The 24863-nt window shown below is 69.1% G+C and carries 21 protein-coding genes and 1 pseudogene; 11 read left to right on the plus strand and 11 right to left on the minus strand.

The annotated features are described in order from the left end of the window. From AC6RUA_RS09445 to AC6RUA_RS09465, 5 genes and pseudogenes are all read right to left on the minus strand, one after another. On the minus strand, positions 1–876 hold the full coding sequence (locus AC6RUA_RS09445) for a CheF family chemotaxis protein (protein WP_499812769.1): 876 nt from the start codon (positions 874–876) through the stop codon (positions 1–3). Then, complete coding sequence (locus AC6RUA_RS09450) at positions 877–2097, minus strand: HEAT repeat domain-containing protein (protein WP_499812770.1); 1221 nt, start codon at positions 2095–2097, stop codon at positions 877–879. Further along, positions 2097–2909: a CheR family methyltransferase gene (locus AC6RUA_RS09455; protein ID WP_499812771.1), complete on the minus strand. Its 813-nt coding sequence runs from the start codon at positions 2907–2909 to the stop codon at positions 2097–2099. Before AC6RUA_RS09455 ends, AC6RUA_RS09450 begins: the two co-directional genes overlap by 1 nt. Beyond that, positions 2906–4938 (minus strand): annotated as a pseudogene (locus AC6RUA_RS09460) (chemotaxis protein CheA). The gene AC6RUA_RS09455 and the pseudogene AC6RUA_RS09460 overlap by 4 nt, the downstream one beginning before the upstream one ends. Further along, positions 4931–6013 (minus strand): protein-glutamate methylesterase/protein-glutamine glutaminase, encoded by a 1083-nt coding sequence (locus AC6RUA_RS09465; protein ID WP_499812772.1) that lies wholly within the window; start codon positions 6011–6013, stop codon positions 4931–4933. Before AC6RUA_RS09465 ends, AC6RUA_RS09460 begins: the two are co-directional and overlap by 8 nt. A gap of 137 nt (positions 6014–6150) precedes the next feature. Here AC6RUA_RS09465 and AC6RUA_RS09470 point away from each other — a divergent pair, with 137 nt between their 5' ends. The 6 genes from AC6RUA_RS09470 (at position 6151) to AC6RUA_RS09495 (ending at position 9406) form a co-directional block, all read left to right on the plus strand. Beyond that, the gene (locus AC6RUA_RS09470; protein ID WP_499812773.1) at positions 6151–6597 is read left to right on the plus strand and encodes a chemotaxis protein CheW; all 447 of its coding nucleotides are present in this window, start codon (positions 6151–6153) and stop codon (positions 6595–6597) included. An 81-nt stretch (positions 6598–6678) separates the two neighbouring features. Next, the gene (locus AC6RUA_RS09475; protein WP_499812774.1) at positions 6679–7374 is read left to right on the plus strand and encodes an RAD55 family ATPase; all 696 of its coding nucleotides are present in this window, start codon (positions 6679–6681) and stop codon (positions 7372–7374) included. Next, entirely contained in the window at positions 7374–7799 is a 426-nt protein-coding gene (locus tag AC6RUA_RS09480) for a DUF8057 family protein (RefSeq protein WP_499812775.1), read from the plus strand. Before AC6RUA_RS09475 ends, AC6RUA_RS09480 begins: the two co-directional genes overlap by 1 nt. A 72-nt stretch (positions 7800–7871) precedes the next feature. Then, a complete protein-coding gene (locus AC6RUA_RS09485; RefSeq protein WP_499812776.1) occupies positions 7872–8498 on the plus strand; it encodes an RAD55 family ATPase in 627 nt (208 codons plus the stop codon). 153 nt (positions 8499–8651) lie between these two features. After that, positions 8652–9005 carry a DUF5783 family protein gene (locus AC6RUA_RS09490; protein WP_499812777.1) on the plus strand — a complete coding sequence of 118 codons (354 nt, stop codon included), beginning with the start codon at positions 8652–8654 and terminating at the stop codon, positions 9003–9005. Positions 9006–9031: 26 nt separating this feature from the next. After that, positions 9032–9406, plus strand: coding sequence for a NifU family protein (locus AC6RUA_RS09495; protein ID WP_499812778.1), 375 nt, complete (start codon positions 9032–9034; stop codon positions 9404–9406). Positions 9407–9806: 400 nt separating this feature from the next. Here AC6RUA_RS09495 and AC6RUA_RS09500 read toward each other — a convergent pair whose 3' ends face one another. Beyond that, a complete protein-coding gene (locus AC6RUA_RS09500; protein WP_499812779.1) occupies positions 9807–10616 on the minus strand; it encodes a helix-turn-helix transcriptional regulator in 810 nt (269 codons plus the stop codon). Between the two features lie 551 nt (positions 10617–11167). Between AC6RUA_RS09500 and AC6RUA_RS09505 the strand changes: the two genes are divergently transcribed. The 5 genes from AC6RUA_RS09505 (at position 11168) to AC6RUA_RS09525 (ending at position 16760) form a co-directional block, all read left to right on the plus strand. Further along, the gene (locus tag AC6RUA_RS09505) at positions 11168–11974 is read left to right on the plus strand and encodes a cytochrome b (protein ID WP_499812780.1); all 807 of its coding nucleotides are present in this window, start codon (positions 11168–11170) and stop codon (positions 11972–11974) included. Positions 11975–12078: 104 nt separating this feature from the next. Continuing rightward, positions 12079–12888 carry a helix-turn-helix transcriptional regulator gene (locus tag AC6RUA_RS09510; RefSeq protein WP_499812781.1) on the plus strand — a complete coding sequence of 270 codons (810 nt, stop codon included), beginning with the start codon at positions 12079–12081 and terminating at the stop codon, positions 12886–12888. A gap of 239 nt (positions 12889–13127) precedes the next feature. After that, complete coding sequence (locus AC6RUA_RS09515) at positions 13128–13967, plus strand: hypothetical protein (RefSeq protein ID WP_499812782.1); 840 nt, start codon at positions 13128–13130, stop codon at positions 13965–13967. 83 nt (positions 13968–14050) lie between these two features. Continuing rightward, positions 14051–15118 (plus strand): DUF7972 family membrane protein, encoded by a 1068-nt coding sequence (locus AC6RUA_RS09520; protein WP_499812783.1) that lies wholly within the window; start codon positions 14051–14053, stop codon positions 15116–15118. 82 nt (positions 15119–15200) lie between these two features. After that, entirely contained in the window at positions 15201–16760 is a 1560-nt protein-coding gene (locus tag AC6RUA_RS09525) for a sulfatase (RefSeq protein ID WP_499812784.1), read from the plus strand. Between the two features lie 18 nt (positions 16761–16778). Here AC6RUA_RS09525 and AC6RUA_RS09530 read toward each other — a convergent pair whose 3' ends face one another. The 5 genes from AC6RUA_RS09530 to polC form a co-directional block, all read right to left on the minus strand. Then, a complete protein-coding gene (locus AC6RUA_RS09530) occupies positions 16779–17714 on the minus strand; it encodes a ketopantoate reductase family protein (protein ID WP_499812785.1) in 936 nt (311 codons plus the stop codon). Positions 17715–17769: 55 nt separating this feature from the next. Next, the gene (locus tag AC6RUA_RS09535; protein ID WP_499812786.1) at positions 17770–18093 is read right to left on the minus strand and encodes a DUF7130 family rubredoxin-like protein; all 324 of its coding nucleotides are present in this window, start codon (positions 18091–18093) and stop codon (positions 17770–17772) included. A gap of 144 nt (positions 18094–18237) precedes the next feature. Continuing rightward, on the minus strand, positions 18238–19092 hold the full coding sequence (locus tag AC6RUA_RS09540) for a polysaccharide deacetylase family protein (protein ID WP_499812787.1): 855 nt from the start codon (positions 19090–19092) through the stop codon (positions 18238–18240). A gap of 216 nt (positions 19093–19308) precedes the next feature. Continuing rightward, a complete protein-coding gene (locus AC6RUA_RS09545; protein ID WP_499812788.1) occupies positions 19309–19683 on the minus strand; it encodes a PH domain-containing protein in 375 nt (124 codons plus the stop codon). 66 nt (positions 19684–19749) lie between these two features. Continuing rightward, positions 19750–24792, minus strand: coding sequence for a DNA polymerase II large subunit (gene polC, locus AC6RUA_RS09550; protein ID WP_499812789.1), 5043 nt, complete (start codon positions 24790–24792; stop codon positions 19750–19752). Between the last annotated feature and the right edge of the window lie 71 nt (positions 24793–24863).

Here is a 24863-nt window from a genome sequence, read left to right on the forward strand (position 1 = left end):
TCACTGCTCGTTCATCGCCTCGCTGGCGACGTTGCGCCCGCGGGGCAGCAGGCTCACCTCGCGCCGCGTCCGCACCTCCTCGAGCACGTCGAGTTCGACCAGTCGCTCGAACGTCGCCTCGACTCGGCCGACGTCCATCCCGAGGAAGGTGGGCACCTCGAACGACGAGACGCCCGAGTACAGCGCCATCAGCACCTCCCGCTCGGACTCCGAGAGGTCGAGCGCGCCCTCGTTCCGCTCCTGTCCCTGCTCGAGGTACGACCTGATGGCGGCGACGTGCCACGTCTCGCCCGAGAGGTACGTCCGCACGCTCGTCCCCTCGTCGTCGGTGTGTTCCGCCTCGATGACGGGCCGCTTCTCGCCGAGGACCGTGCGTTCCACCTCCTCGACGGTGCCGATGTCGTCGAGTTCGAGGCGGACGAACGCTCCGCTCTGTTGGGCAAGGCTGATGCCGTCCGACTCCACCTTCAGCCGGGCCTTCTCCCACTCGGTGTCCTGGACGACGCCGCCGGCGACCGCAGGGTGGCGCGCGCGGACGACCTCCCGGTCGAGGAACGCCCGGTAGAGGTCAGTCCGGAACGCCTCGTGGTCCGTCGCGGAGACGAGGAACACGCCCTCGTCGAGTCGGAGGCTCACGTAGTTCGAGACGCGCTGTACCTCCTGGCTCGCGTCGTACCGGCCGCCGAGCGCCTCGACCCGAGAGAGCGGAATCGTCCGGTTGCCCTCGTTGCCGACGAGCACCAGCCGCCTGTTCGAGAGGACGACCCGCCCCGTGGTCCAGGAGACGTCGTTCAGCGTGCGACCGCCCTTCGCGGCCTGCGCGAACCGACCGGGCGTGTCGGCGAGTTTGTACTCCTCCCCGTCCGCCTCGGGCATCTATCGGACACCTCCGAGCTTCGACAGCGCGGCGAACGCCCGCTGTCGGACCCGCTCGTCGACGTCGCCGTCGACGAGTCCGTCGAGCGCCTCGCGCGCCCGGTCGCCGCCCACGTCGCCGAGCGCGTACGCCGCCCGCCCGCGCGCCTCGCTCGTGGCCTCCCCGTCGCGCACGAGCGCGACGAGCGCCGACTCCACCTCGCGTCCCGCGAGGTTCGCGACGCTGGTCGCCGCGAACTGCGCGGTCGTCCGGTCGTCGTCGCCGAGTGCGCCGACGAGCGCGTCCACCGCCTCCTGCGGGGGGCGGTCGCTCGTCACGCGCCCGACGAACCAGACGGCGTTCCGCCGCTGGCGCGTCTCGCTCGCCTCGTCGAGTATCTCGACGAGCGGCCCGAGCACCGTCTCGTCGTCCACGGCCCGCAGTTCGGAGACCACGGTCTCTCGCACGGCGTGGCTCCGGTCGGTCGGCGCGTTCGCCAGCAGTTCGATGACGGAGAACACCGCGGCGCGCCGGACCGTGTCGTGGTCGTCGTCGAGCGCGGCGGCGAGCCGCGGGACCGGCTCCGCACCGCTCGCGTTCCCGAGCGCGCTCGCCGCCACCCGGCGGACGGAGGGGTTCTCGTCGTCGAGCGTGTCGAGAAGCGCCGCCAGCGCCGGCCCGGTGGCGATGGTGCCCAGCGCGTCGGCCGCCGCGGCCTTCACCGCTCCGCGGTCGTCGCCCAGGCGCGCTTTCAGCCGCCCGACGGCCCGCGCGTCGCCGATTCGTCCGAGCGCGTGACACGCGCGCTCGCGGACGCGCGGGTCGTCGTCGTCGAGCGCGGCCACGAGCGGGCGAACGGCGTCCGCGTCGCCGGTGCGTCCGAGCGCGTTCGCGGCCGCCATCCGAAACTCCGGCGTCGTCGACGAGAGCGCCCGCGTGAACGCGCGGACCGCGACCCAGTCGGCCGCGTCCGGGTCGACGCCGGCCTCCGCCGCGAGCAGGCGCTCGACCGCTCCCCCGCCGAGTTCGTCCAGCCCGTCGACGGCGGCCGCGCGGACCCGCTCGTCGTCGTCGTCGCGCGCGAGCGCGACGAGCGCCTCGACGGTCGCGTCGTCGTCAGCGCCGCTCACCTCGCCGAGTATCTCCGCGGCGCGCCGCCGGACCGCGGCACTCCCGCTCCCGCGCGCCCGGTCGACCAGTTCGTCCGTCTCGTCGTCGTGCGCGAGTGTGTACAGCGACATCATCCCACGTACCGGTAGATGCGGCTCCGTTTCGCCACCGGCTCGAACGCGCTCCGGCAGGCCGGCGGGACCGTCTCGGTCTTCCCGACGACGAGGTACCCACCCTCGCGCAGCGACGCACACAGCGTCTCGAACAGCGGCCGCTTGTACTCGCCGTCGATGTAGATGAGGAGGTTGCGACAGAGCAACAGGTCGACGTCCGACTTCGGACCGTCGCGGATCAGGTCGTGCGTCTCGAACTCGACCCGTCGTTTCACCCGCTCGCGGACGCGGAACCGCTCCGCCTCGCGTTCCACGTACGGCTCGTACGTCTCGAGCGGGCCGAGTTCCGCGCCGATGTCGGTCGTCCGGGTGGTCTCGTACGTCCCGGCGCGGGCGGCGGCGACGGCCGCCTCGCTGATGTCCGAGCCGAGAACCTCCACCCGGCGCTCGCGGACCTCGTCGTCGTCGGCCGCGAGCATCGCCAGCGAGTACGGCTCGCGCCCGTCCGAACAGGGTGCGCTCCAGCCGGTGACGCGGCGTCGCTCGGCGGTGAGTTCCCGGAGCACGGGCCGGAGGTCCGCCCACACGTCCGGGTCGCGGAAGAACCCGGTGACGTTGACCGTGAGCGCGTCCAGGAGCGCCTCGCGCTCTCGCTCGTTCGACCGGAGCAGGTCGAGGTACTCCGCGTGGTCGGCCGCGTTCCGGCGCTGCATCCGCGCGGCGACGCGCCGGCCGAGGTACGCCTCGTTGTAGTAGCCCGGTTCGAACGGCACCGCCTCGTCGACGAACTCGATGACGCGCGCCAGCCCGCGGTCGGCGGCCCGACTCATTCGCCGTCCCCCAGCGTCTTCACGTCGAGGATGGACACCACGTCGCCGTCCCCGAGCACGGCGGTCCCCGAGAGCCCGGGCGTCCCCGAGAGGACGCCCTCTAGCGGTTTTACGACTACCTCCTCCTGGTGGAGGACCTCGTCGCAGTGGAGCGCGACGGGCCGTCTCTCCTCGTGGATGCGCAACAGCATCCCGGCGCCGTCCTCGCCGCCGTCGGCCACCGTCGGGGTCGAGACGCCGCCGCGTTCGTGCAGGGTCTCCGAGAGGCGGACGACCGGGTAGACGTCGCCGTCGTGGCGCACCACCTCCTCGCCGTGCGCCACGTCGACGTCGTCCGCGCGCGACACCTCGCCGATGTTCTTGATGGGGACGCCGTACTCGATGCCGTCGACGCGGACGAACATCACCCGGACGATGGCGACGGTGACGGGGAGTCGTATCTCGAGGCGGGTGCCCTCGCCCGGCGTCGAGTCGAGCGTGACCGTCCCGTCGAGTTCCCGGACCGTCGTCCGCACCACGTCCATCCCCACCCCGCGGCCGGAGACGTCCGTCACCTCCTCGTTCGTCGAGAACCCCGGGTGGAATAGCAGGTCGCGCGCCGCGGCGTCGTCCATCGCCTCCGCCTCGGCGCGGCTCTTCACCCCCTTCTCGACCGCCTTCTCGCGGACGGCGTCGGCGTCGACGCCGCCGCCGTCGTCCTCGACGACGAGGGTGACGTGGTCGCGCTCGCGGTCCGCGCGGAGTTCGACGGTTCCCTCGGACGGTTTCCCGGCCGTCTCCCGTTCGGCGGGCGACTCGATGCCGTGGTCGACCGCGTTGCGGAGGACGTGGACGAGCGGGTCGCGTATCGCCGTGAGGATGGTCCGGTCGAGTTCGACGTCGCGCCCCTCGACGTCGAACGACACCGACTTCCCCTGGTCGCGCGCCAGGTCGCGCACCAGTCGCGGGAACGTGTCGACCACCGCCGACAGCGGGACGAGTCGCATCTCCATCACCGTGTCCTGGAGGCTCGACGATATCTTGTCGAGTTCGTCGAGGTTGTCCGAGTCGAGTCCGGCGCCGTCCATCTCCCGGCGGAGTTTGATGCGGCTCGTCACCAACTGCTCGACCAGTCCGTACAGGTCGTCCAGTCGCTCCACGTCGACCCGGACCGACGAGATGTCGTCCGACCCCGAACCGGGGTCCGCGTCGGACGACCCGTCGGTGCCGCGCTCGGCGCTCTCGGCCCCGTCCGTGTCGTCGGTGCCGCCCCCGTCGGCGTCGCTCCCCTCCGGTTCCCGGGTCCGGTTCCCTCCGGGTCGTCGCCGGCCGACGGTTCGACCTGCTCTACCGCCACTGACTCCGCCTGACTCACCGCCAGTTCGGCCTCCACTTCGTCCGCGCTCTCGGCTCGAACGTAGCAGTCGAACGACTCCCCGAACGCGCCGTCCTCGACCACCTCGTGAGTGGGGTCGGTGACTGGTCCGCCGAACGCCTCGGCCGCGGCGTTGAGGACGAACAGCGCGTCGACGCCGGGCATCTCCGTCTCCCGCAGCGTCACCGTCGCCCGGTAGACCCCCTTGCCCTCGCTTGGGACGACGCCGTGCTCGAACGCGTCGCCGTCGCTCGTCGGGTCTCCCGCGTCGGCATCGGCCTCACTCGCCTCCCGGGCGTCTCCCTCGGCGAACCTCCGGAGCGCGTCGGCCACTTCGGCGGTCTCGGCGCTCGTCTCGCCCCGCTCGTCTATCTCCCCGAGCATCGCGTCGAGGCGGTCGACCGCCTCGAACAGCAGGTCCATCAGGTCGCCGGAGGCGGCGGTCTCGCCGCCGCGGACCTCGTCGAGGAGGTCCTCCATCGCGTGCGCCAGCCCGGAGAACTCCTCGAACCCCACCGCGGCGGCGTTCCCCTTCAGCGTGTGCGCGGTCCGGAAGACGCCGTCCATCGCCCCCGAGTCGTCGGGGTCACTCTCGAGCGCGAGCAGGGCGTTGTTGAGGTCGGTGATGGCCTCCTCGCTCTCGCGGACGAACGCGCGCACGTGCGCGTCAGACACCGTACTCTCCCCCGACGATGCCGGCGGCGACGTCGGCCAGCGGGAGCACCGCCCCGACGCGTCCCGTCGCGGCCGCGCGCTTCGGCATCCCGTAGACGACCGAACTCTCCTCGTCTTGCGCGACGACCCGCCCCCCGGCGTCGGTGACGGCGCGGACGCCGTCGGAGCCGTCGTCGCCCATCCCGGTCAGCACGACACCCACGAGCGGGTCGTCGACGACCCGCGCGGCCGACGCCATCGTCACGTTCACCGAGGGACGGACGCTCTGCCCGCGGTCCTCGTCGACGAGGCGGACCCGGAGCCGTCCCGCCCGGTAGCTCGACACCTCCATGTGCCGGCCGCCGCGGGCGACGAGTACCTCGCCGCGACCGGCGCGCGCGCCGTCCGACGCCTCCCGCACGCTCAGGTCGCACGCCGCGTCGAGTCGGTCGGCGAACCGCCCGGTAAACGCCGCGGGCATGTGTTGGACGACGAGCACGCGCAGGTCGGCGTCCGTCGGCAGGTCCGACAGCACCCGCTCGACCGCGTCCGGCCCGCCGGTCGACGCCCCGACGACGACCGTCGTGTCCGGTGCGACGCCGCTCGGCTCGGCCCGCGCGACCCCCGCGGCGTCCGTGCGGCCGCAGGGCGCGCGGTTCCCCCCGCCTCGCGCCGTCTGTCCCGAGAGGTCGGCGCTCGCGACCGACCGGACCGTCTCGACGAGTCGCGCCTCCAGCCGCGAGACGGCCGTCGACACCTCGCCGCCGGGCTTGGCGAAGAAGTCGACCGCACCGGCGTCGAGCGCGGCGAACGTCTCCTCCGCGCCGTCCTCCGTGTACGCCGAGAGCATGAGCACCGGCGTCGGCCGCTCGGCCATCACCCGCTCGACGGCCTCGATGCCGTTCATCCGCGGCATCTCCACGTCCATCGTCACCACGTCGGGGTCGGTCTCCGCGACGACCGACACCGCCTCTGCGCCGTCGCCCGCCTCCCCGACGACCTCGACCCCACCGGACTCGAGGACGTCGGTGATGAGCCCGCGCATGAACCGCGAGTCGTCGACGACGACCGCCCGTGGTGCGCCGGTCACGCCCATCCCCTCCCCCGCGGCCCGGCGGCGTACCGAATCATACGGAGGCGTACCTCGACGCCGCTAATCAACCCACGGTCCCGAATCTCACCCCTGATACCACGAGGCGCACGGTTAAGGGCGATGCCGGTCCGGATTCGCCCATGGCGAGCAGTCAGCGCGCGACCGAGGCGGCCGACGCCGGCGAGCGCACTCAGGTGCTGGAGTTCGGCCTCGGAGCCGAGACGTACTGTCTCGACATCGCCGCCATCGACGAGATCGTCGACGCGGCGGACCTCACGGCGATTCCGAACGCTCCCGCCCACGTCGAGGGCGTGATGGACCTCCGGGGGAAGACGACCACGATAATCGACCCGAAGACGCTCCTCGGCGTCGAGGACGGCGGTACACACGAGCGCATCATCGTCTTCGACTCCGACGCCGTCGAGACGGGCGGTACCGTCGGCTGGGTCGTCGACGAGGTGTTCCAGGTGCGCGACGTGACGCCCGACCAGGTCGACGACACGACCGTCACCGACGACGACGCGGTCACCGGCATCGTCACGGACGACGACCGGTTCGTGGTCTGGGTCGCGCCGCGAACGGCGTGAGCCGTCCCGGCGTCGGCACCGAGTATCCGTTCTGAGATTCGAGCGGGAACGCTTATCCGCCGGTCGGAGGTAGCGACCGACATGCGCGTACCGAGCGGCGTGGACGGTTTCGACGAGGTGGTCGACGGCGGCCTCCCGCACGGCCGGCTGTACGCCATCTGTGGGCCGCCGGGGAGCGGGAAGACCACGTTCTCCGCGCAGTTCGTGGCCGCCGGCGTGGCCGCGAACGACCGCTGTCTGTTCATCAGCATGCACGAGAGTCGCGACGACCTCCGGCGCGACATGGGCGGGTACGAGTTCGGGTTCGTCGACGCGCTCGACTCCGGGCAGGTGACGTTCCTCGACGCCTTCTCGGACGAGGGCCAGCGGTTCTTCGGCGTCCCCGGCGAGCGGCGCGACCTCACCAGCATCACCAACCGCATCACCTCGTTCATCGACTCGCGCGGCGTCGACCGTCTGGTCATCGACTCGACGATGCTGCTGCGGTACCTCCTCGACGGAACCGACGACACGGCCATCCGGTTCCTCTCCTCACTCAAGCGGAGCGACGCGACGACGTACCTCATCTCCGAGATGACCGACCCGTCGGCGTACGCGGACGAACACTACCTCGCGCACGGGGTGGTCTTCTTCCACAACTACATGGAGGACGGCGGGATGCGCCGCGGGATACAGGTGGTGAAGATGCGCGGGACCGACGTGGACACCGACATCCGCGACCTCGGGTTCACCGACGAGGGCGTCGTCGTGGGTGGCGACGAGGCGGCCCGCCGCTGATGTACGAGGAACGACTCGGAACGGACTGGTCCGACATCCCCGACGAGGAGGCCATCGACCGGGCGTTCGCGCTCGGCGTGGCCGCCGCCTTCGGCTACGAGAACCGGGCCGAACTCGACCGCCTCCACGCGGCGCTCGACACCGCGTACGACCGGAGCATCATCGACCTCGCGTACCAGGAGGGCCGGCGGGAGGCGGCCGGACTCCGCGGAACCGCGGACGACGACGCGGTCTGGAACCGACTCGTCGGGGCGAGCGACGAAGCGGGTGCCGACCCCGTGGACGGCGGAGACGGCGACCGCGGGCCGACGACGACCCGGCCGCCGACGTTCGGACGCCTCGATTTACTCGACGGCGGCGCGGACCTCGGCGCGCTTCAGCCGCCCGCGTTCCTCGACCCGGGCGGTCGGGAGGGCGACGAGTGAGACTCCGTTTCCGACGGCGGAACGGTGAGCGCATGGACAAAGGTTTTGACAGTTCGTCGCCTGCGTTCGGGTATGTCGGAGGAGTCCCCGCTGTCCCTCGATAATCCCCCCGAGGGGCGGAGCGTTCTCATCGCCGGGCCTCCGATGACGGGGAAGTACACGCTGATGTTCCGCCTGCTGGCGGACGCCGCGAAGCGGGGAATCTTCGTGACGACCGGCGACACGGCCGAGACCGTCCGCGCGGACTTCGCGGAGGCGGCCGGCGTCTCGCCCGACGAGGTCGGCGTCGTCGACTGCGTCTCGAAACAGCGGGGCGTGTCGGTTCAGGACACCGAGTACGTCCGGTACGTCTCCTCGCCGAAGAACCTCACCGAGATCGGGATGAAGTTCACCGACCTGTTCGAGGTGTTTCGGGAGTTCGAGGAGACGGTCGGCGTGGGGGTTCACTCGCTGTCGGAACTGCTGATGTACCTCGACCCACAGGACGTCTACCAGTTCGTTCGGGTGTTGACGTCGCAGGCGGAGAGCGAGGGCTGGTTCACCGTCGCCGTCATCGGGTCGACGATACACGACGAACAGACCCTCCACACCATGTACGAACCGTTCGACACGGTCGTCAACACCCGCGAACACGAGGGGTCGCGCGAACTCCGGGTTCGCGACCGCTCCCAGTCGTCGAGCGCCTGGACGGCGTTCTGAGCCGGCCGCTCGTCCGTCGTAGTCCGTGGCACCGACGTGGCGAGCGACCGCGCCGGGCCTCGTCGCTCGGGTCGCGAGGTCGGTTCCGTATCGTGCTATGGGATTCACGGTCGGGACCGTCGGGCTTACGTCCGCGCCGACGAATCGGCGTCCATGGCCGAGTTCGACCCCGAGAAGTTCGAGGACAAGTACGTCCACTACTTTCCCGAACTCCAGCGGGCGTACAAGAACGCCTTCGAGGCGATGAACGAGACGTACGACTCGGAGCTGATTCACGCCGTCGACCAGCAGGTGCTCAACGAGTCCGAACCGTTCTACGACGCCGACGCGGGGACGTTTCGCGTGGAACTCCCCGAGAACCCGACCGACCGGGTCACGGCCGTCGTCGTCGACGAGGAGAAACTGACGGCGACGCTCGAACGGTACGTCGAGGAGATCGAGCGACAACTGTACGCGGTGTTCGACCTCGACCCGCCGAGCGACGGGGCGGACGAGCACAAGGCATAAAGCCGCGTGCCGCCAACGCACGCACAATGAGCACCGACTCTCAGGACGCCGACGACGACCTCCGCGAGCGGGTCACGAACTTCCTGCGGCGGAACTTCCCGCAGATCCAGATGCACGGCGGGAGCGCGGCCATCCAGCACCTCGACCGCGAGTCGGGCGAGATCCACATCGCGCTCGGCGGCGCGTGTTCGGGGTGCGGCATCTCCCCGATGACCATCCAGGCCATCAAGTCCCGGATGACCAAAGAGATCCCGGAGATAACCGAGGTCCACGCCGACACCGGGATGGGCGCGGGCGCGGACGGCGACCTGGGCGGCATGGGTCAGTCGGGTGGTACGTCGCCGTCGTTCCCCGGCGAGTCCGACGGCGAGGACGACGAGGGACCGCAGGCCCCCTTCTAGTCCGCCTCGCGCACCGCCGGTCTCCCACCTTCTCCCGTCTTTCGCTCCCGCAGCGACGGCTCTCGCTGCCGGTCGCCCCGGACCCACCAGTCGTGCCTCCGAGGCCGTAAACCGGGTCGCGCGATAGGAATCCGGTTCCGGTCCCGGTTACTCGCTACTCGTCCGACGGCGTGTGCTCGGCACTCTCGGTGTGGCTTCCCCCTCCGCCTCTCCGGCGACCCGACACCGGCCGCCAGGCGAGGGTACGGGTACCGGGAAGTCACGCGCGTCGGCGTCCGGCGGAACCCCGCCTCGAACCAGCGGCGGGGTACCCGATACCCTCCTCGTTCCGTTCGAGGCGCGGACTCGGTCCGTGGTCGCCTTGCGGTGGTCGAACCGGACGACCTGGCTCGACGGGGGGTCACAGCGGGAGGTCGTCCGCCGTCACCCGCGTCGACTGCTCCCGGCAGGCGTCGAGTTGGGCCTCGACCCACGACCGGACGGTCTCGTCGTCCGTCTCGACGACCGCGGTGGGGATTCCCCGCTCGTCGGTCGGGGCGAGCATCGCGGTGCCGTCCATGACGCCGAGCATGCAGGGGATGGGGCCGTCGTACAGGTACGACGACGAGCGGCCCGATTCGAGGGCGGTTCGAACCAACTCCACCGTCTCTTCGTCGGCCAGTTCCTGCTTCAGCGCCTCCGGAGGGACGATGGCCTCGTTCCGCCGGTCGCTGTCGAGGAACGCTCTCATCCGCTCGTGGTGTTCCTTGAGCGAGCCCGGAGCGACGGTGGGACTGAGGAGACGCGCGCGGTCGGACTCGTAGTACAGTTCCTCTATCCGGCGGAAGTGACGAAACGCGTCGCCGGCTTCGGGTCTGGTGACGGTGGCGTCCTCGAACCGTTCGACGCCGAAGTCCATCCGCTCGGTCGGGAGGTGTCGAATCACGTCGCCGAGACGCTGGACGGTCTCGACCGTACTCAACAGTTCGTCGAACTGCTCGACGACGAGTTCTCCGAGCGAGGAGAGCGCGTACTCGGGACTCCGTCGTTCGACCCAGTGCCGGTCCTCGAAGCCCCCGAGGATGCGCCCCAGCGTCGGTTGCGGGACACCCGTCTCCTCGTGGAGAGCGGGACGAGTCCGCGGCCCGGAGGCGAGCGTCCGGAGCACCCGAACGCGGTTCGAGGAACGGGCGAGGAACTCGACGTCGTCCAACGGGGCGGGGCCGCTCACGTCCGGGGCCGTCCGTGCTCGATGGGGTGGTCGTTCACTCGCTTCCCTCACTTTCCCGGGTCCTCGAATCGGTCGGTTCCTCACCACCTCGGGACCCGAACCACAAATACGTTTCCGCGACTCGAACGCGATTCGCGTCCTTCGAACGGGGAGAGCGGCGTCTTCGGGCCCCACGTTCCGCCGGTCTCTGGTCGATACCGGACACGTTCGGTCGGGTCGTCGTCCTCCGGGCCGCCCGGGCCGTCCGGAACGACGTTGTCGTACCCGTCGGAACGGGCGTCGTTTCTCGCGGTTTCTCGCGGCCTCGACGTCGACGACCTGACTCCGAACGAGACTTTCACTCCGTGAAACTGTGTCACCCAGTATCATTATCGACGTTCGGCGCCGTGAGAGAGAGTGACGGGGTTCGACATGAGACATACAGGTTCCGCGGCCCGGTCATCGCGCGGCAACGCACGTCGTCTGAACGGCCACGAACCGGAGGCGGTCCTCGGTGGCGTCTCGACCCCGCCCGGTCGCGCTTCTGACACCGTCGGCTGGCGGTGGGGACGATGAGCCTCCGGCGGACGGACGACCACGACCACGCGAAGTGGATGAGAGAGCAGGACCTCACGCCGCTCGAACGGAGGTATCTCACGGGGCTGGCGTGGCTCGACGAGCGGCTCCGCGTCGTGGACTACCTCGAACTCCTGGAGACGCTCTACTACCGGGTCAACCTCCAGATGCCCAAGAGCCACACCGAACAGTACGACCTCGACAACAAGTTCTGGTACTGGTACCCACTCTACACCCTCGGCCTTTTCAGCCTCCTCTCGTACGTGGTGGCGGCGATTTCGGGGGCCTTACTCGGGTTCTACTACAGTCCGGCGGTGGGGGCGGCCGCGGCGGGCAAGCAGTCCATCGCGTACCAGCAGATAGCGTTCATCATGCGGGACCTCCAGTTCGGGTTCATGCTGCGGTCGATTCACCGGTGGTCCGCGCAGGTGATGACCGCGGCCGTGTTCCTCCACATGCTGCGCGTCTACTTCACGGGCGCGTACAAGGAACCCCGCGAACTCAACTGGCTGCTCGGCGTCGTCCTCATCTCGCTCGTCATGCTCTTCGGGTACACCGGCTACCTGCTCCCGTGGGACCAGTTGGCGTTCTGGGCCGGGCAGATCGGCGTCGAGTTGTTCCTCTCCATCCCGCTCGTCGGCGAGTGGGTCACCCAGCTCCTGTTCGGCGGCTTCACGCCGAACCAGTCGACGCTGATGCGGATGTACATCCTGCACGTGTTCCTGCTCCCGTTCGTGGTGACGGCGCTCATCGCCATCCACATCGGCATCGTCTGGGTGCAGGGCATCGCGGAACCCCACTGACGGTCACCGCTCCCCCCGGTCTCTCTGGAAGCGACGCCCGTTCGCCACGGGAGACACTCCGGACTTATGCTGTGTGGGAACTACTCACACTCGACGGACTGGTCATGTCAACTCCAACGCCGCTCGACGACATCGCGTTTCTCGCCCGGTCGGAACACCGCGTTCGGGTGCTCCGGACGCTCGCCTCCGGGCCGCGGACTCGTCCCGCTCTCCACGAGGAGACGGGTGTCCCGCAACCGACGCTGGGGCGCGTCCTCGGGGACTTCGAGGACCGGCACTGGGTCGACCGGCGGGACCGGGAGTACGCCCTGACGGCGTGGGGTGCCCTCCTCGCCGCGGAGTTCGCAGACCTCGTCGACGCCGTCGAGACCATCCAGCGCCTCGGTGACGCCGTCCTCGGACTGCCCACCGACCGGATGGAGTTCGACGTTCGCCGGTTCGGGTCGGCCACCGTCACGACCCCCCAGGCCAGCGACGTCCTCGCCCACGTCCGCCGGGCGGAGGAACTCATCGCCGGCGCGCGGCGGGTGCGTCTGCTGTCGAACACGCTCGCGTCTCGCTCGCTCGAAGGACTCCACAACCGGGTCACGGCTCACCCCGACGACGACGTGCTGGTCGAGACCGTCATCACGGCGGAGGCCATCGACCACGCCCTCGCGGACGAGACGCTGGTGGGCTGGATTCGCGACCTCCTCGAATCGGGCCGGGCCCCCGTCTATCTGTACGACGGACGCGTTCCGTTCGCCCTCGGACTCGCGGACGACGTCGCGATGCTCGCGCCCACCGACGACCACGGGCTTCCCGGCGCCCTCGTCGAGACGGAGGACGACGTCGTCCGCGAGTGGGTCCGGGAGCAGTACGACGGGTTTCGCGAGCGGGCGACCGAGTTGACGGCCGCCGACCTGCCGACCTGACCCGCAAGTCGTCCGCGACGTGAAACTATTGCACGAGATATCATCATACTCTCACACCGCTATCTGTGGTGTGTGATGACTCCACAGACACGACAGACACCGGAGAGCGTCGCCGCACTCGGCTGGCCCGCCCCGCGGGTTCGGTCTCACCGCCGTGGGTTCTCGACGAACGCCGACACTACCTCGAGCCGCGCGGGCGGTCCGCACGGACCGGCGGTCGACGAGGGGGGTGAGCGCCGGTGAACCTGGACGTGCTCCGGGGGCGGAGCCCGCTCCACCTGGTCCGGATGGCGGGGTTCTACCTGTCGGTCCTCGTCTTCGTGTTCTTCTGGCTCGTGGCGTTCAACTTCCACCTGTTCGCCGTGTTCTACGGCTGGTTCGATCCCGTGCTCGTCGACACGATTCACTTCGTCCACGACATCGCGCTGGCGACGTGGGTCTGGGTCTGGGGGCTGGCGATGGTCGTCCAACTGTACCGGCCGGCGAGGCGCGTCACCGCGATGCAGGTCGCGCTGGTCATGACGCTCCTCGACATGGGCCCCGGGATGGTCCTGAACGGACCGGTCTCGGTCCTGACCTCGGACGCGATGCTGTTCTTCGCGCCCGTCTTCGTCGCCGCGGTGCTCCACCCCGCCCGCCGCGAACTGCTCGAGTTCGGCAGCCTCGACCGTGACGGCGTCGACCCGGTCCTGCTCGGTCTGGCCGGTCTCGCGGCCGTCCCCGTCCTCCTCTACGTCGCCGGGCAGTTGAACTTCCAGCTCGTCCTCACGGACGAACACGCCGCGATGGGCCACTACGCGACGATGGTCTACTTCGGGCTGAGCTTCCTCGCCCTCGCCGCGCTGGCCGCGTTCAACAACGGCGGCCGGCGGCTGGCGGCGTACGGCGCCGGCGCGATGGCCGTGATGCTCGGCGTCGCGTCGGTGTTCAACCCGACGATGTCGGGCCTGGACGCCACCTGGTCGGCGTTGGCGATACTCTGGGGAATCGCCGTGGTCGCGGCGTACGAACGGTCGGCGGCGCGGCGCGGCACCCGCCCGACGGGCCGGCTGGAGGAGGAGCCGGCCATCGCCGACTGACCTCGGCCTCCCTTCCGAGCGCCGCCTCCCGACGTCCTCCGACAACTACCTATGCACGCCGGCGCGTACAAGCGTCGACCCGAATGCCCGCTCCCCCACGCCCTCCCGCCGGACTCGCGCGCCGCGGCACCGACGGCCGACTCGTACGGGCCGCCCTGCTGGACGCGGACAGACTGGCGGTCACGGCCGTGCTGTCGGTCGTCGTGTTCTGTCTGCTCCTCGTCGCCGGCATCCTCTGGCCGTTCGAGATGCAGGACCTGCTCACGGAGACGCGGGCGGTCCAGACGCTGTTCAACACCCTGCTCGGCGGCACCATCCTGCTGGTCTCCATCGTCGTCTCCATCAACTCGGTCGTCATCTCGCAGGAACTCGGGCCGCTCCGCTCGCAGTACGACCGCATCGACGACACGCTCGCCTTCCAGCTGGAGGTCGAGGAGTTCGCCGCCGCCGGGGTGAGTCCGGCCGAACCCGTCGAGTTCCTCGAGTTCATCGTCCGCTCGCTCCGGGAGGACGCGACCGCGCTCCGGGAGGACGCCGCCGGGGACGCTCCCGACCTCTCGGCAGCGCTCGACGCCTACGCCGACGACGTACTCGACAGGCTGGACGAGGTCTCTCGCACGCTGGACCGGTCGAACACGCGCGTCCCGCGCGTCCTCCTCGCCGGTCTCGAGTACCAGTACGCGCGCCACATCCACGGCGCGCGCCACCTCCAGGCGGCGTTCGCGGACGCGCTCTCGACGGACGAGCGCGAGCAACTGGACGACGTCATCGAGACGCTGAAGTTCTTCGCGGCCGGCCGGGAGTACTTCAAGACGCTCTACTTCAAGCAGGAACTCGCCAGCCTGTCGACGTGGCTCCTGTACGTGTCGCTCCCCTCCATCGTGTTCACCTCCTACGTCCTGCTCGCCATCGACGCGAACCTGTTCCCGTCGGCGACGCTGTTCGGCGTGTCCCGACACCTCCTCTACGTCAGCTTCGCGTACGCGGTCGCGCTCGCGCCGTTCGTCCTGCTCACGGCGTACGTCCTCCGCATCGCCGCCGTCTCGAAGCGCTCGGTCGCGGCCGGTGCGTTCGCGCTCCGGAACGAACCCGGCATCTTCGGGGAGGCGGAGGTCGACGAGCCGGGCAGCCTCACAGAGAGCGAGGAGTGACCCGCCGCGTCGGACGAGGGCCCTGTACCGGTTCGTGTGGACAATCGCAACACGTATTCTCCGCGCCGGTCACAGTGCCCCCATGACCGGAGACCCGCCGTCGAACGTCCTGTTCGTGGTGCTCGACACGGTCAGGAAGGACCGACTCGGGCCGTACGGCTACGAGCGGGACACGACGCCCGGCCTCGACGCGTTCGCGGCGGAGGCCACCGTGTTCGAGAACGCTGTGGCTCCCGCCCCGTGGACGCTCCCCGTCCACGCGTCGCTGTTCACCGGCCTCTACCCCCACCAGCACCGCGCGGACCAGGAGAACCCCTACCTCGAAGGGGCGACCACGCTGGCCGAGACACTCTCGGCGGCCGGCTACGCGACGGCGTGCTACTCATCGAACGCCTGGATAACGCCGTACACGCACCTGACCGACGGGTTCGACAGCCAGGACAACTTCTTCCAGGTGATGCCCGGGGACCTCCTCTCGGGGCCGCTGGCGAAGGCGTGGAAGACGATGAACGACAGCGACGCGCTCCGGACGGTCGCGGACAAACTCGTCTCGCTCGGCAACGTCGCCCACGAGTACCTCGCCTCGGGGGAGGGGGCTGACTCGAAGACGCCCGCCGTGATGGAGCGCACCCGGTCGTTCGTCGAGGACAGCGAGGCGGCCGGCGACGACTGGTTCGCCTTCGTCAACCTCATGGACGCGCACCTGCCGTACCACCCGCCCGAGGAGTACGTCGACCGGTTCGCCCCGGGCGTCGACTCCGAACGGGTGTGTCAGAACTCGAAGGAGTTCAACTGCGGTGCGCGCGACATCGACGACGCGGAGTGGGAGGCCATCCGGGGGCTGTACGACGCCGAAATCGCCCACATCGACGACCAGCTCTCGGCCCTGTTCGACTGGCTGCGCGAGACCGGTCGTTGGGACGACACGACCGTCGTCGTCTGTGCGGACCACGGCGAACTCCACGGCGAGCACGGCCTCTACGGTCACGAGTTCGCCCTGTACGACCCGCTCGTCAACGTCCCGCTGCTGGTGAAACACCCCGAACTCGGCGGCGGTCGGCGCGCGGAGACGGTCGAACTGGTCGACCTCTACCACACGGTGCTCGACGCGTTCGACACCCCCGGCGGGACGCCCGTCGACCGGGGCGACGAGGCCGTCGCGCTCGACCCGACGCGCTCGCTCCTCTCGTCGGAGTACCGCGCGTTCGAGGGCGTGACCGACCCAGACCCCGGACAGGTCGCCGGCCCGACCGGCGAGTACGGCTTCGTCGAGTACTCCCGGCCGGTGGTCGAACTCAACCAGCTAGAGGAGAAGGCGAGCGCGGCCGGTATCGCCCTCGACGAGGACTCCCGGTTCTACTCGCGGATGCGCGCCGCCCGCAGTCCGCGCGCGAAGTACGTCCGCATCGACCGCGTCCCGGACGAGGCGTACCGCATCGACGAGGACCCGGACGAGACGCACGACCTGGCGGACAGCGACGACGAGGTGGTCGCGGCCGCCGAGGCGGCGCTCGCGGAGTTCGAGTCGGCCGCCGGCGGCGCGTGGACGGACGCCGACGACGCCGAGGTGTCGGACGACTCGCTCGCCGGGATGGACGAGGAGGCGACCGACCGGCTCCGCGACCTGGGGTACGTCGAGTAGCGAGTCGGTCCGCCGGAGTCACCCGCTCCGGTCGTTCTCGTCGCTCTCGTTCGTCGGTCCGCGTAGCCCTCGTTCCGTCTCCCACGTCCGAACGAGCGCGGCGAGCGTCCGGTTCACGGGCGTCTCGACGCCGAAGGTCCCGGCCCGTTCTTCGACCGCGCCGTTGACCGCGTCCACCTCGGTCCGTCGCCCGCTCTCTACGTCCTGGAGCATCGACGAGCGGTTCGCGGCCGTCTCCGCCACTACCGTCTCGAGTGCCTCCTCCGCCTGGTGGTCGGACAGGTCCACTCCGCTCGCGCGGGCGACGCGGGCCGTCTCGCGGGCCGCCCGCGCCGCGGGCGCGTCGCCGGGCGCGCTCCCGAGCGCGCCGTTCCGGACGCGCGCGAGCGCCGTCACGGCGTTGACGCCCGCGTTGACGGCGAGTTTCTCCCAGCGCCGGCGCGGCATCGCCGGGTCCGCTTCGCAGTCGAGACCGGCCGCGCGGAACGCGCCGGCGACGCGGTCGGCCCGTTCGCTCGCGCCGCCGTCGAGTTCGCCGACGTGTATCCGGCCGACGCCGGTACACCGGACGTGCCCCGGCTCGACGAGTTGCGCGCCGTACGTGGCCGTACCGGCGAGCACGCGGTCGCCGAGTCGGTCGCGGAGCGGCTCCTCCGTGAGGCCGTTCTGGAGCGAGCAGACCGGCGCGACGTCACCCGTCGCGAGCGCCTCGGCCGCCGCGGCGGTGTCGTACGCCTTCACCGTGACGAGCGCGAGGTCCGCCGCGAGGCCGGTCCCGTCGGTCGTCGCGCGCGGGTGCGTCCGAACGTCGAGTTCGCCGGAGACGCGGAGGCCGTCGGCGTTCACCCGCCGGACGTGGGGGTCGCGTCCGACGAGGGTGACGGTGTGCTCGCGGGCGAGTACGCCGCCGACGAGGCTCCCCAGCGCGCCCGCGCCGAAGACGACGACGTTCATGCGCGCCGGTCGGTCGGCCTGGAAAAGAGCGGTTCGGTCCGGCTCCGGTCGGGCGTCAGTCCTCGGTCCAGTAGTAGAGGTCCTCCTTCGGCGATCCGCAGTTCGGGCACTGGTCGGGGAGACCGTCGTCTATCTCGCCCATCTCGCCGCACTCGGTGCAGCGCCACATGAGGAACCCCTCGCCGAACTCGTGGCCGGTGCGGGCGTGCGTGACGCTCAACGACTCGTAGCCCTCGCGCATCGTCACGTAGAAGCCCGCCTCGTCGAACCCGCGGATGGAGCCGAGCGCGTTGCCCTCCTCGTCGTAGACGGCCTGACCGATGTCGACCCGTTCCAGTTCCTCCTCGGTGACGTCGTTCGGCTCTTCGCCTGAGTCCATGGGGGGAGATTCGCCGGGACGCGGCTAAATACCATCGGCTCCCTGGAGAAAACCGAGTGACGGTACCGGGATACCGTCCCGAACGGACCGGTCTCGACGTGGTGTGAAAGCGGTGGATAGTCGGAATCGAATCGCCCCCGTCGCTCACGCCGCCTCCGGGGGGTTCTCGTCGCGGAACGCGGCCGCGGCGTCGTCCATCGTCTCGAAACTCGCGCCGGGCTTCGAGCGAACGTGCTGGAGGAACGACTCGAGGCGCATCAGTCGGTGTGCCTGGCCGACGACTTGCGGGTGCAGCGTCAGCACGAACACGCCGTCCTCGACGTGTTCGTACATCCAGTCGAACTGGTCGTACCACTTCTGGAAGATTGCGTCCTCCGGGACGTACCCCATCCGGTGGGGCCGCGACCAGGTGTACGTGAACGGGGGGAAGTCGTCGCGCTCCCACGAGGCGGGGAGTTCGACCACGTCCGTCGGTTCCCCCCGCTGGTACGGCCCGTCCTCGGGGGCTTCCCACCCCCCGTAGAGGTAGTGCGGTCGAAAGTCGGCCGCCATGACGCTCGAGTCCCACTCGAATCCCAGTTCCCGGAGGATGTCGAGGGTGTGTTCGGAGAAGTCCCACGCCGGGGACGCGTACCCGGACGGCGTCTCGCCGGTGAGGGCGCGAATCGACTCGATACCCCGTTCGATGTCCCGTTTCTCCGCCTCCCTGCTCTCGAACGTCGACGGTCCCCTGTGCGTCCACCCGTGGTGTTGCACGCCGTGGCCACGGGCGTGTACCTCCTCACAGACGTCCGGGAAGCTCTCGATGGTGTGGCCGGGGATACACCACGTCGAGGGGACGTCGTACCGGTCGAGGAGGTCGAGCAACCGGGGCGCTCCGACGTCCGCGCCGTACACCCCGCGGGAGTGTCTCGTCGGCATGTCCCACGAGTCGTACGCCCAGAGCCAGGTGGATACCGCGTCGAAGTGTATCGAGAGACACACCGTCGCGTCTGTCATAGCCTGTCACTCCGTCGTTCACGACGATAACGTTAGTTCCCAAACCTTCTCTCTAGAGACGCTGGGAATGAGGTCCCAAGCAGAGGGTACGTTCTCCAGTTCCTCGTCTGGCTCTCTGGATCAGGACGGATATTCGACAGGAGATGATAGAAACGCCATCTCGGAATTGTAAACCATAAGCAAGGGGTTGTATATCAATTACAAATAAATACTCCGTTACTGGTTATTTGATTGTTGTTCCCTTGCTGCACCGGCGAACGCTTCCCCATGTCGCTTTGTAGTAGGATAACTGTCATTTATTCCTGACCCTTGCAACACGAGTTCGCTCTTTCTAATCCCGCGATTAAATTGGATACTGGATATTTCACCGAGGCTGTAGTCCTCACTTTTGGATTTGACCATCCCTGACTTCACTCGAATTATTCGAGAGTTCGTAAGAACGAGCTTCGTATTGTGTTTTGAGCGAACACGACCGCTCTTCGTGTCTATCGCCATGATGAACTCTTCACCGTCAAACATCAGGTCTTTCACACGTTTTCGGTAGCGACGCGGAAGGTCGCTTAAGGAGTCGTAGCTCTCATACGTTACCATATCGGCGAATTGTAATTGTAGTGCTATAATTTTTCCGTTAATTTTGTACTACCGGTGACTCTATCTCTACATGAAGTCCGCGATGCTGCCCTGCTTGTTCTTGTCGTTCTCGAACACCGACTCGAGCGAGCGGTCGAGGATCTCCAGCCGCTGTTTGGTGTACTCCCGGCAGTCGAACTCCTCGGCCACCTGGATGGCGGTGTCCATGTACTTGTTCACGGACCCCTGGTGGACCGTGAGCGTCATCCGGCCGCCGCACTCACGGCAGTCGCCCGTGAGCGGCATCCGGCGGTACTTCTCGCCGCAGTCCAGACACCGCGTCTCCTGTCTGGAGAACGCGCGGAGGTTGCCGATGAGGTCCGGCAGGAAGTGGTACTCGATGACGCGTTCGGCCACGTCCGTCTCGTCGACCGCCCGGAGTTTCCGCGCGAGGTTCAACTGGGCGTCCATCTTGTCCATCATCGACCCGAGCGTCTTGTACGCCGACAGGTCCGGTCCGAGGGCGATGTTCGAGGTGTCGTGGGTGTGTGCGAACCCGCGGTACTCGTCGTCGGTGCCGAGCGTCTCCTCCGCGATTCTCACGTCGACCTCGCCGGGGTCGGCCATCTCGAGCGTCGCCTCGTAGAACTCCCGGGGGTACCGGTCGACGATGTCCATGTTGTGCGCCTCGTCGTCGATTTCGCTCGGGTCGATGCGCGAGGACATCACCAGCGGCGCGTCCATCTGCCCGCCCCGCTTGTCGGGGAGGTACTCCTTCGAGAAGTTGAGCAGGCCGTCCATGAGCAGCATCACGCAGTCCTCGTCGCCGTCACACTGCTTCTGTGACAGGTCGTTCGCGACGACCGAGTGAGTATCCTCGACGGTCAGGCAGTACGTGTGGTCGACATCGGACTCGACGTACTCGACGGCGGCGATCGACTCGACGAGACAGTCGTCGGTCCCGCCGTCGAAGGCGCGTCGCCGCCGCGTCCCACGGGTTCGGAGTTGTTTCCGCAGTTCCCCGTCCTTCCTGTCGAGGTGGAACCCGACCCGTTCGGCGAAGACGGCGGCGTCCTCGGAACTGACCGTGAGCACGTAGGTCCGTGCGGACTCGGACGTGTCGTCGATCGAGTAGTAGTCGGGGAACTTCTGACTGAGTGGAACGGGGTCGGCGATGTCGGCCCGACCGACGATGCCCAGGCGCGTGAGGAGTGCGAGCAGGTCCTCCTTCAGTTCCCGGCTCACCGTCGTCGCGGACACCTCGACGGCGTTCCTGTCCGCCGTTCCGTTCCCGCTGAAGTACCCGCTGAGATACGACTCGACGATCCGGTCCTCCGCGTCGAACACGCACTGCGGGACGCGCTTCGTCCCTCCCAGTCTCCCGGCGTCAAGGACGGTGTCGAAGAACGCCCGGAGCAGTCGTCCGGAAACGGTCACCTTCGCGTCGTTCTCCCGGTAGGGGTCGACGCCGAACTCCTCGCGAAACACCTCGACGTAGAACTCCCGTGCCTGCGCTTCCGTCCCACAGATCGTCGTCTGGTGGACCGTCCCCTTCGGTGTCGCCTGCTCGCGTGCGAACCCCTCTGCGGCGTAGTAGCCGAGCAGCGTCGCGACTCGCTCGTTCAACTCGACTACCCGGTCGATTCCGGTCGAGTCGCGCTTCACCCCCAGTTTCACGTCCGTCGGGACGTGTTCGAGAAGCGCGTCGGTCGACGCGAACAGTTTCGAGAGGAGCGAGACGGGGAGTCTGCCCCGATAGACGTAGTTGCTCAGTCCCTTCTTCGAGAGCCCGAGGTACTCGGCGGTGCTCTTGAGCGGATAGAACTCCCCCTCCCACTCCTCGGAGAGCGTCTCGGTAAACAGGTCGTACAGGGCTTCCTTGTCCATCCCTTCGATCATCAGCCGGTCGTCGTCGATCACGTCGCTCCCGAGGAACGCCGCGAGGAGGTCGAACGTCCGAACCTCGTTCCCATCGGCGTCGACGGCGTCGAGGTCGGACGGCGTCACGACGCTGTCGTCACCGCTCAGTGCGGCGGCGCGTTTCGAGCGGACCTCCCCGCCGTCGAACACGTGCATCTCGTGGTCGGGCGTCACGGTGATCTCCCGCCCGCTCCGGGTCTCGACCCGGACCATATGCTCCGGCGCGCGGTGTTTGCTCACCGCCTCGACCGGCCTCACGACTTCCTCGCCGTCTTCGGTGAGCGAGGGGACGAACACGTCGCCGTCGAGTTCCGAGACGAGCGTCCCGAAGTCGTCCTCCTCCGGGTCGACCAGTCGCTCCTCGACGAACTCGTCCATCCGACCGTAGTGCCACTCGTCGGCCTCGTCGCGGTACCAGAGTTTCGTCTCCGGGTGGAAGCAGTTGCGCCGCTTCGCCGCGTGGAAGTACGGGTGTGCGTACCCGACGGCGGCGCTCGTGAACCCGACGACGCGCCCGACGACGGCGGCGCTGGTGTGGGGGGCCATCCCGAACACGAGTTCGCCCACCAGGTCGTCGCGCTCGTTCACCTCGTAGAACGGCTCCAGCCCGTAGAAGTCGGTGAGGAGTTCGTCCACGAAGTCGGCGGTCCGCATCATGTGTTCGGCCGCGCCGTCCGAGAGCACGACGTCCTGGACTTTCAACTCGACGAGCTGGTCGTCGTGGACCAGCGGTTCGCCGTCGACGTCGGTCTCGTAGCCGAGTTCGCGGAAGTGGTCCGCGGTCACGTCGAGCTCCGCCGGTCGGACGGCGGTGACGGGGAGGTCCGTCATGTCGTAGCGGACGGTGCCGTCCTTGAACGCGGAGACGCCGTGCTTCGCCCGGAACACCCCCTTCTCGATGGGTTCGGGCGTCTTGTTCGCGGACGTGAGTCCCTTCACGCCTTTGAGTATCTCGAAGCTCGCCTCCCGCTCGCCGAGGGCGTCGAGCGCCCCCCAGTACGTCTCGTTCAGGTCGACCGTGTGCCAGTCGGGACTCTCCACCTCGCGTTCACAGCGGGGACACTCCACGCGCCCGGACTCGTCGGGTTCACACACCGTCCCGCAGTCGTCGCACTCGTAGTACGGCTCGGTGTGCGCGTCGCAGTCGGGACAGGCGTTCTCGTAGGTGTGCGTCCCGCAGTCCGGGCACGCCCGCTCGCCGAGGAGCACGTCCACGACGCCCCGCCCCTGCTCGGTCCGGGTGCGGGCCGCCTCGCCGACCGACCGCTGGCTCCCGCCGGCGTCGTTGATGGGGAACAGCGTGTGGACCGCGGGCGAGAGGTCGCGGCTCTCGGACTTCTCCGGGCGCCCCATCCGGTTGCCGATGCGGGTCGGCGCCCGCTCCCGGACGGCGAACGGCGCCACCTCGTTCACCGCTCTCACGGCGTTCTCGCCGCCGCCCCACTCGCGCGCCTCGCGGCTCAGGTCGTCCCCGTCCCACTCGCGGCGCAGGCCGTCGGTCACGCCGAGCTGCCGGAGGAGCGGGCGGAAGTCGGGCACCCGGAGCGCGTCGGCGGTCTGGGTGTGTTCCACGAGGAGGCGTTCGAGCGTCTGGCGGACGGTGTCGGTGTTCTCGACGGCGAGCACGTCGCCCGTCACCTCGCCCGCTTCGACGGTCGCCGCGAGCGCCTCGAACTCGGCCACGGAGACGTCGTGCCAGCAGTAGGTGTACGCCGGGTGCAGGGGGGCGTCGTACGTCTCGGCCCACTCCAGCGCCCGGTCGGCGTCGGGGTCGCCCAGGTCGACACGCGGGTCGTCCCGGAGCGCCTGCACGTTCGCGCCCGCCGCGTCGAGGTCCTGCTCCCACCACTCGCGGACGTAGGAGGCGGGCGCGAGCGGGTGGTTGTTCTCGACGAACTCGCCGTAGTTGACGAGGTACTCCCCGAGGTCCAGAATCTCCTTGACGCCGTTCCGGACCTCCAGCGCCTCCGCCGGGTCGTCGATGCGGCGCACGTCGCCGTTCGCCAGGCGGACGGTCGGCCCCTCGATGGAGTCGACGGGGACGACGCCGCCGGCCTTCCCCGGCCGTTCGGTCTTTATCTGGGTGCCGGTCGCGAGGAAGTCGTCGACGAGGTGCATCGTCGCCGGGTGGACGCCGGCGGTGGCGAATCCGTGGTTCCGGGCGCGGCCGTACCGGAGCCGGAAGCCCCCGGGTTCGGAGGGGTGACCGAACACCGGCCGGCCGGCGATGAGGTCGCGCAGGAACTTCGTCGCCGGTTCGACGCGCGCCGGTCCCGACGGCGCCGCGGCGTCGGCCTCGTCGGCTTCCTCCTCCTCGTCGCCCGTCTCGGACTCGTCGTCGCTCCCCTCGTCCGCGTCGGCGTCGCTCTCGTAGTACGTGCCGTCGATGAGGTCCTGGAGCCACGGCCAGTCCACCTCGTCGAGTTGGCGGGTGTAGCGCTGAATCTTGGGCGCCTTCAGCGCGATGCCCTCCGCCATGACGAGACACATCCCCCCGCGGGCGGAGTTGGTGTCGACCCGTTCGAGGTCGCGGAAGCCGGACACCTCCTCGTCGCCGGTCGCCTCGCCGTCGAGCATGATGGGCATGTGCTCGGCGATGAACTTCGTCTCCGCGTCCTTCGGCGTGTACTGGAGTCCGGTCTCCGTGTCGTACAGCGACACCTCCTCGGCGTACCGCTCCACCTCGTCGGTCCGGGCGCGGTACTCGTCGACGTCGAGCAACGAGCGGGCGTAGTCGGCCACGAGCACCGAGAGCGCCTGAGCCGTCCCGCCCGCAGAGCGGATGGGACCGGCGTAGTAGACGTTGACGAACTCGGTGCCGTCGTCGTTCTCGAGCAGTTCGACGCGGTCGATGCCCTCGATGGGCGCGGCGACGACCCCCTCGGTGAGGAGGGCGACGGCGGTCCGGACCGCCCCCTCGATCTTCCCCTCGCGCGTGTCGTAGTCGCCGACGCTGCCGTCGACGAAGTCGGTCACCAGTTCGAGCGCGGCCTCCTCGCGCGACATCTCCCCCTCCAGGTCGCGGACGCGTTCCGCGACCCCGGGGATGCCGAGGATGTTCTCGACCCGGTCGGCCATGTCGCGCGCGACGGGAATCTCTATCTCGGTCCTCGGGTCCCGCCCGCGCGCCTTCGCCGCCTCGGCTCGCTCGAACGCCTCGTCCAGTCGGTCCTCGATTCGGGTGAAGTAGCGCTCGTCGTCCGGTCTCATTCGGTGGCTCCCCCTCTCGGCTCCGCGCGCGTCGGTGACGACCCCCGTCCGGCCCGGTGTGAACTGACGGC

The organism is Halorarum sp. SLYT50 (genome assembly GCF_059821265.1).

What these genes read in the sequence shown, in the direction of transcription:
- AC6RUA_RS09545 (WP_499812788.1), bottom strand. Translation starts at nt 19,683, where the DNA reads ATGGTAACGTATGAGAGCTACGACTCCTTAAGCGACCTTCCGCGTCGC.
- AC6RUA_RS09510 (WP_499812781.1), top strand. Translation starts at nt 12,079, where the DNA reads ATGTCAACTCCAACGCCGCTCGACGACATCGCGTTTCTCGCCCGGTCG.
- AC6RUA_RS09540 (WP_499812787.1), bottom strand. Translation starts at nt 19,092, where the DNA reads ATGACAGACGCGACGGTGTGTCTCTCGATACACTTCGACGCGGTATCC.
- AC6RUA_RS09475 (WP_499812774.1), top strand. Translation starts at nt 6,679, where the DNA reads ATGCGCGTACCGAGCGGCGTGGACGGTTTCGACGAGGTGGTCGACGGC.
- AC6RUA_RS09455 (WP_499812771.1), bottom strand. Translation starts at nt 2,909, where the DNA reads ATGAGTCGGGCCGCCGACCGCGGGCTGGCGCGCGTCATCGAGTTCGTC.
- AC6RUA_RS09530 (WP_499812785.1), bottom strand. Translation starts at nt 17,714, where the DNA reads ATGAACGTCGTCGTCTTCGGCGCGGGCGCGCTGGGGAGCCTCGTCGGC.
- AC6RUA_RS09465 (WP_499812772.1), bottom strand. Translation starts at nt 6,013, where the DNA reads ATGGGCGTGACCGGCGCACCACGGGCGGTCGTCGTCGACGACTCGCGG.
- polC (WP_499812789.1), bottom strand. Translation starts at nt 24,792, where the DNA reads ATGAGACCGGACGACGAGCGCTACTTCACCCGAATCGAGGACCGACTG.
- AC6RUA_RS09535 (WP_499812786.1), bottom strand. Translation starts at nt 18,093, where the DNA reads ATGGACTCAGGCGAAGAGCCGAACGACGTCACCGAGGAGGAACTGGAA.
- AC6RUA_RS09520 (WP_499812783.1), top strand. Translation starts at nt 14,051, where the DNA reads ATGCCCGCTCCCCCACGCCCTCCCGCCGGACTCGCGCGCCGCGGCACC.
- AC6RUA_RS09525 (WP_499812784.1), top strand. Translation starts at nt 15,201, where the DNA reads ATGACCGGAGACCCGCCGTCGAACGTCCTGTTCGTGGTGCTCGACACG.
- AC6RUA_RS09445 (WP_499812769.1), bottom strand. Translation starts at nt 876, where the DNA reads ATGCCCGAGGCGGACGGGGAGGAGTACAAACTCGCCGACACGCCCGGT.
- AC6RUA_RS09480 (WP_499812775.1), top strand. Translation starts at nt 7,374, where the DNA reads ATGTACGAGGAACGACTCGGAACGGACTGGTCCGACATCCCCGACGAG.
- AC6RUA_RS09485 (WP_499812776.1), top strand. Translation starts at nt 7,872, where the DNA reads ATGTCGGAGGAGTCCCCGCTGTCCCTCGATAATCCCCCCGAGGGGCGG.
- AC6RUA_RS09495 (WP_499812778.1), top strand. Translation starts at nt 9,032, where the DNA reads ATGAGCACCGACTCTCAGGACGCCGACGACGACCTCCGCGAGCGGGTC.
- AC6RUA_RS09470 (WP_499812773.1), top strand. Translation starts at nt 6,151, where the DNA reads ATGGCGAGCAGTCAGCGCGCGACCGAGGCGGCCGACGCCGGCGAGCGC.
- AC6RUA_RS09505 (WP_499812780.1), top strand. Translation starts at nt 11,168, where the DNA reads ATGAGCCTCCGGCGGACGGACGACCACGACCACGCGAAGTGGATGAGA.
- AC6RUA_RS09490 (WP_499812777.1), top strand. Translation starts at nt 8,652, where the DNA reads ATGGCCGAGTTCGACCCCGAGAAGTTCGAGGACAAGTACGTCCACTAC.
- AC6RUA_RS09450 (WP_499812770.1), bottom strand. Translation starts at nt 2,097, where the DNA reads ATGTCGCTGTACACACTCGCGCACGACGACGAGACGGACGAACTGGTC.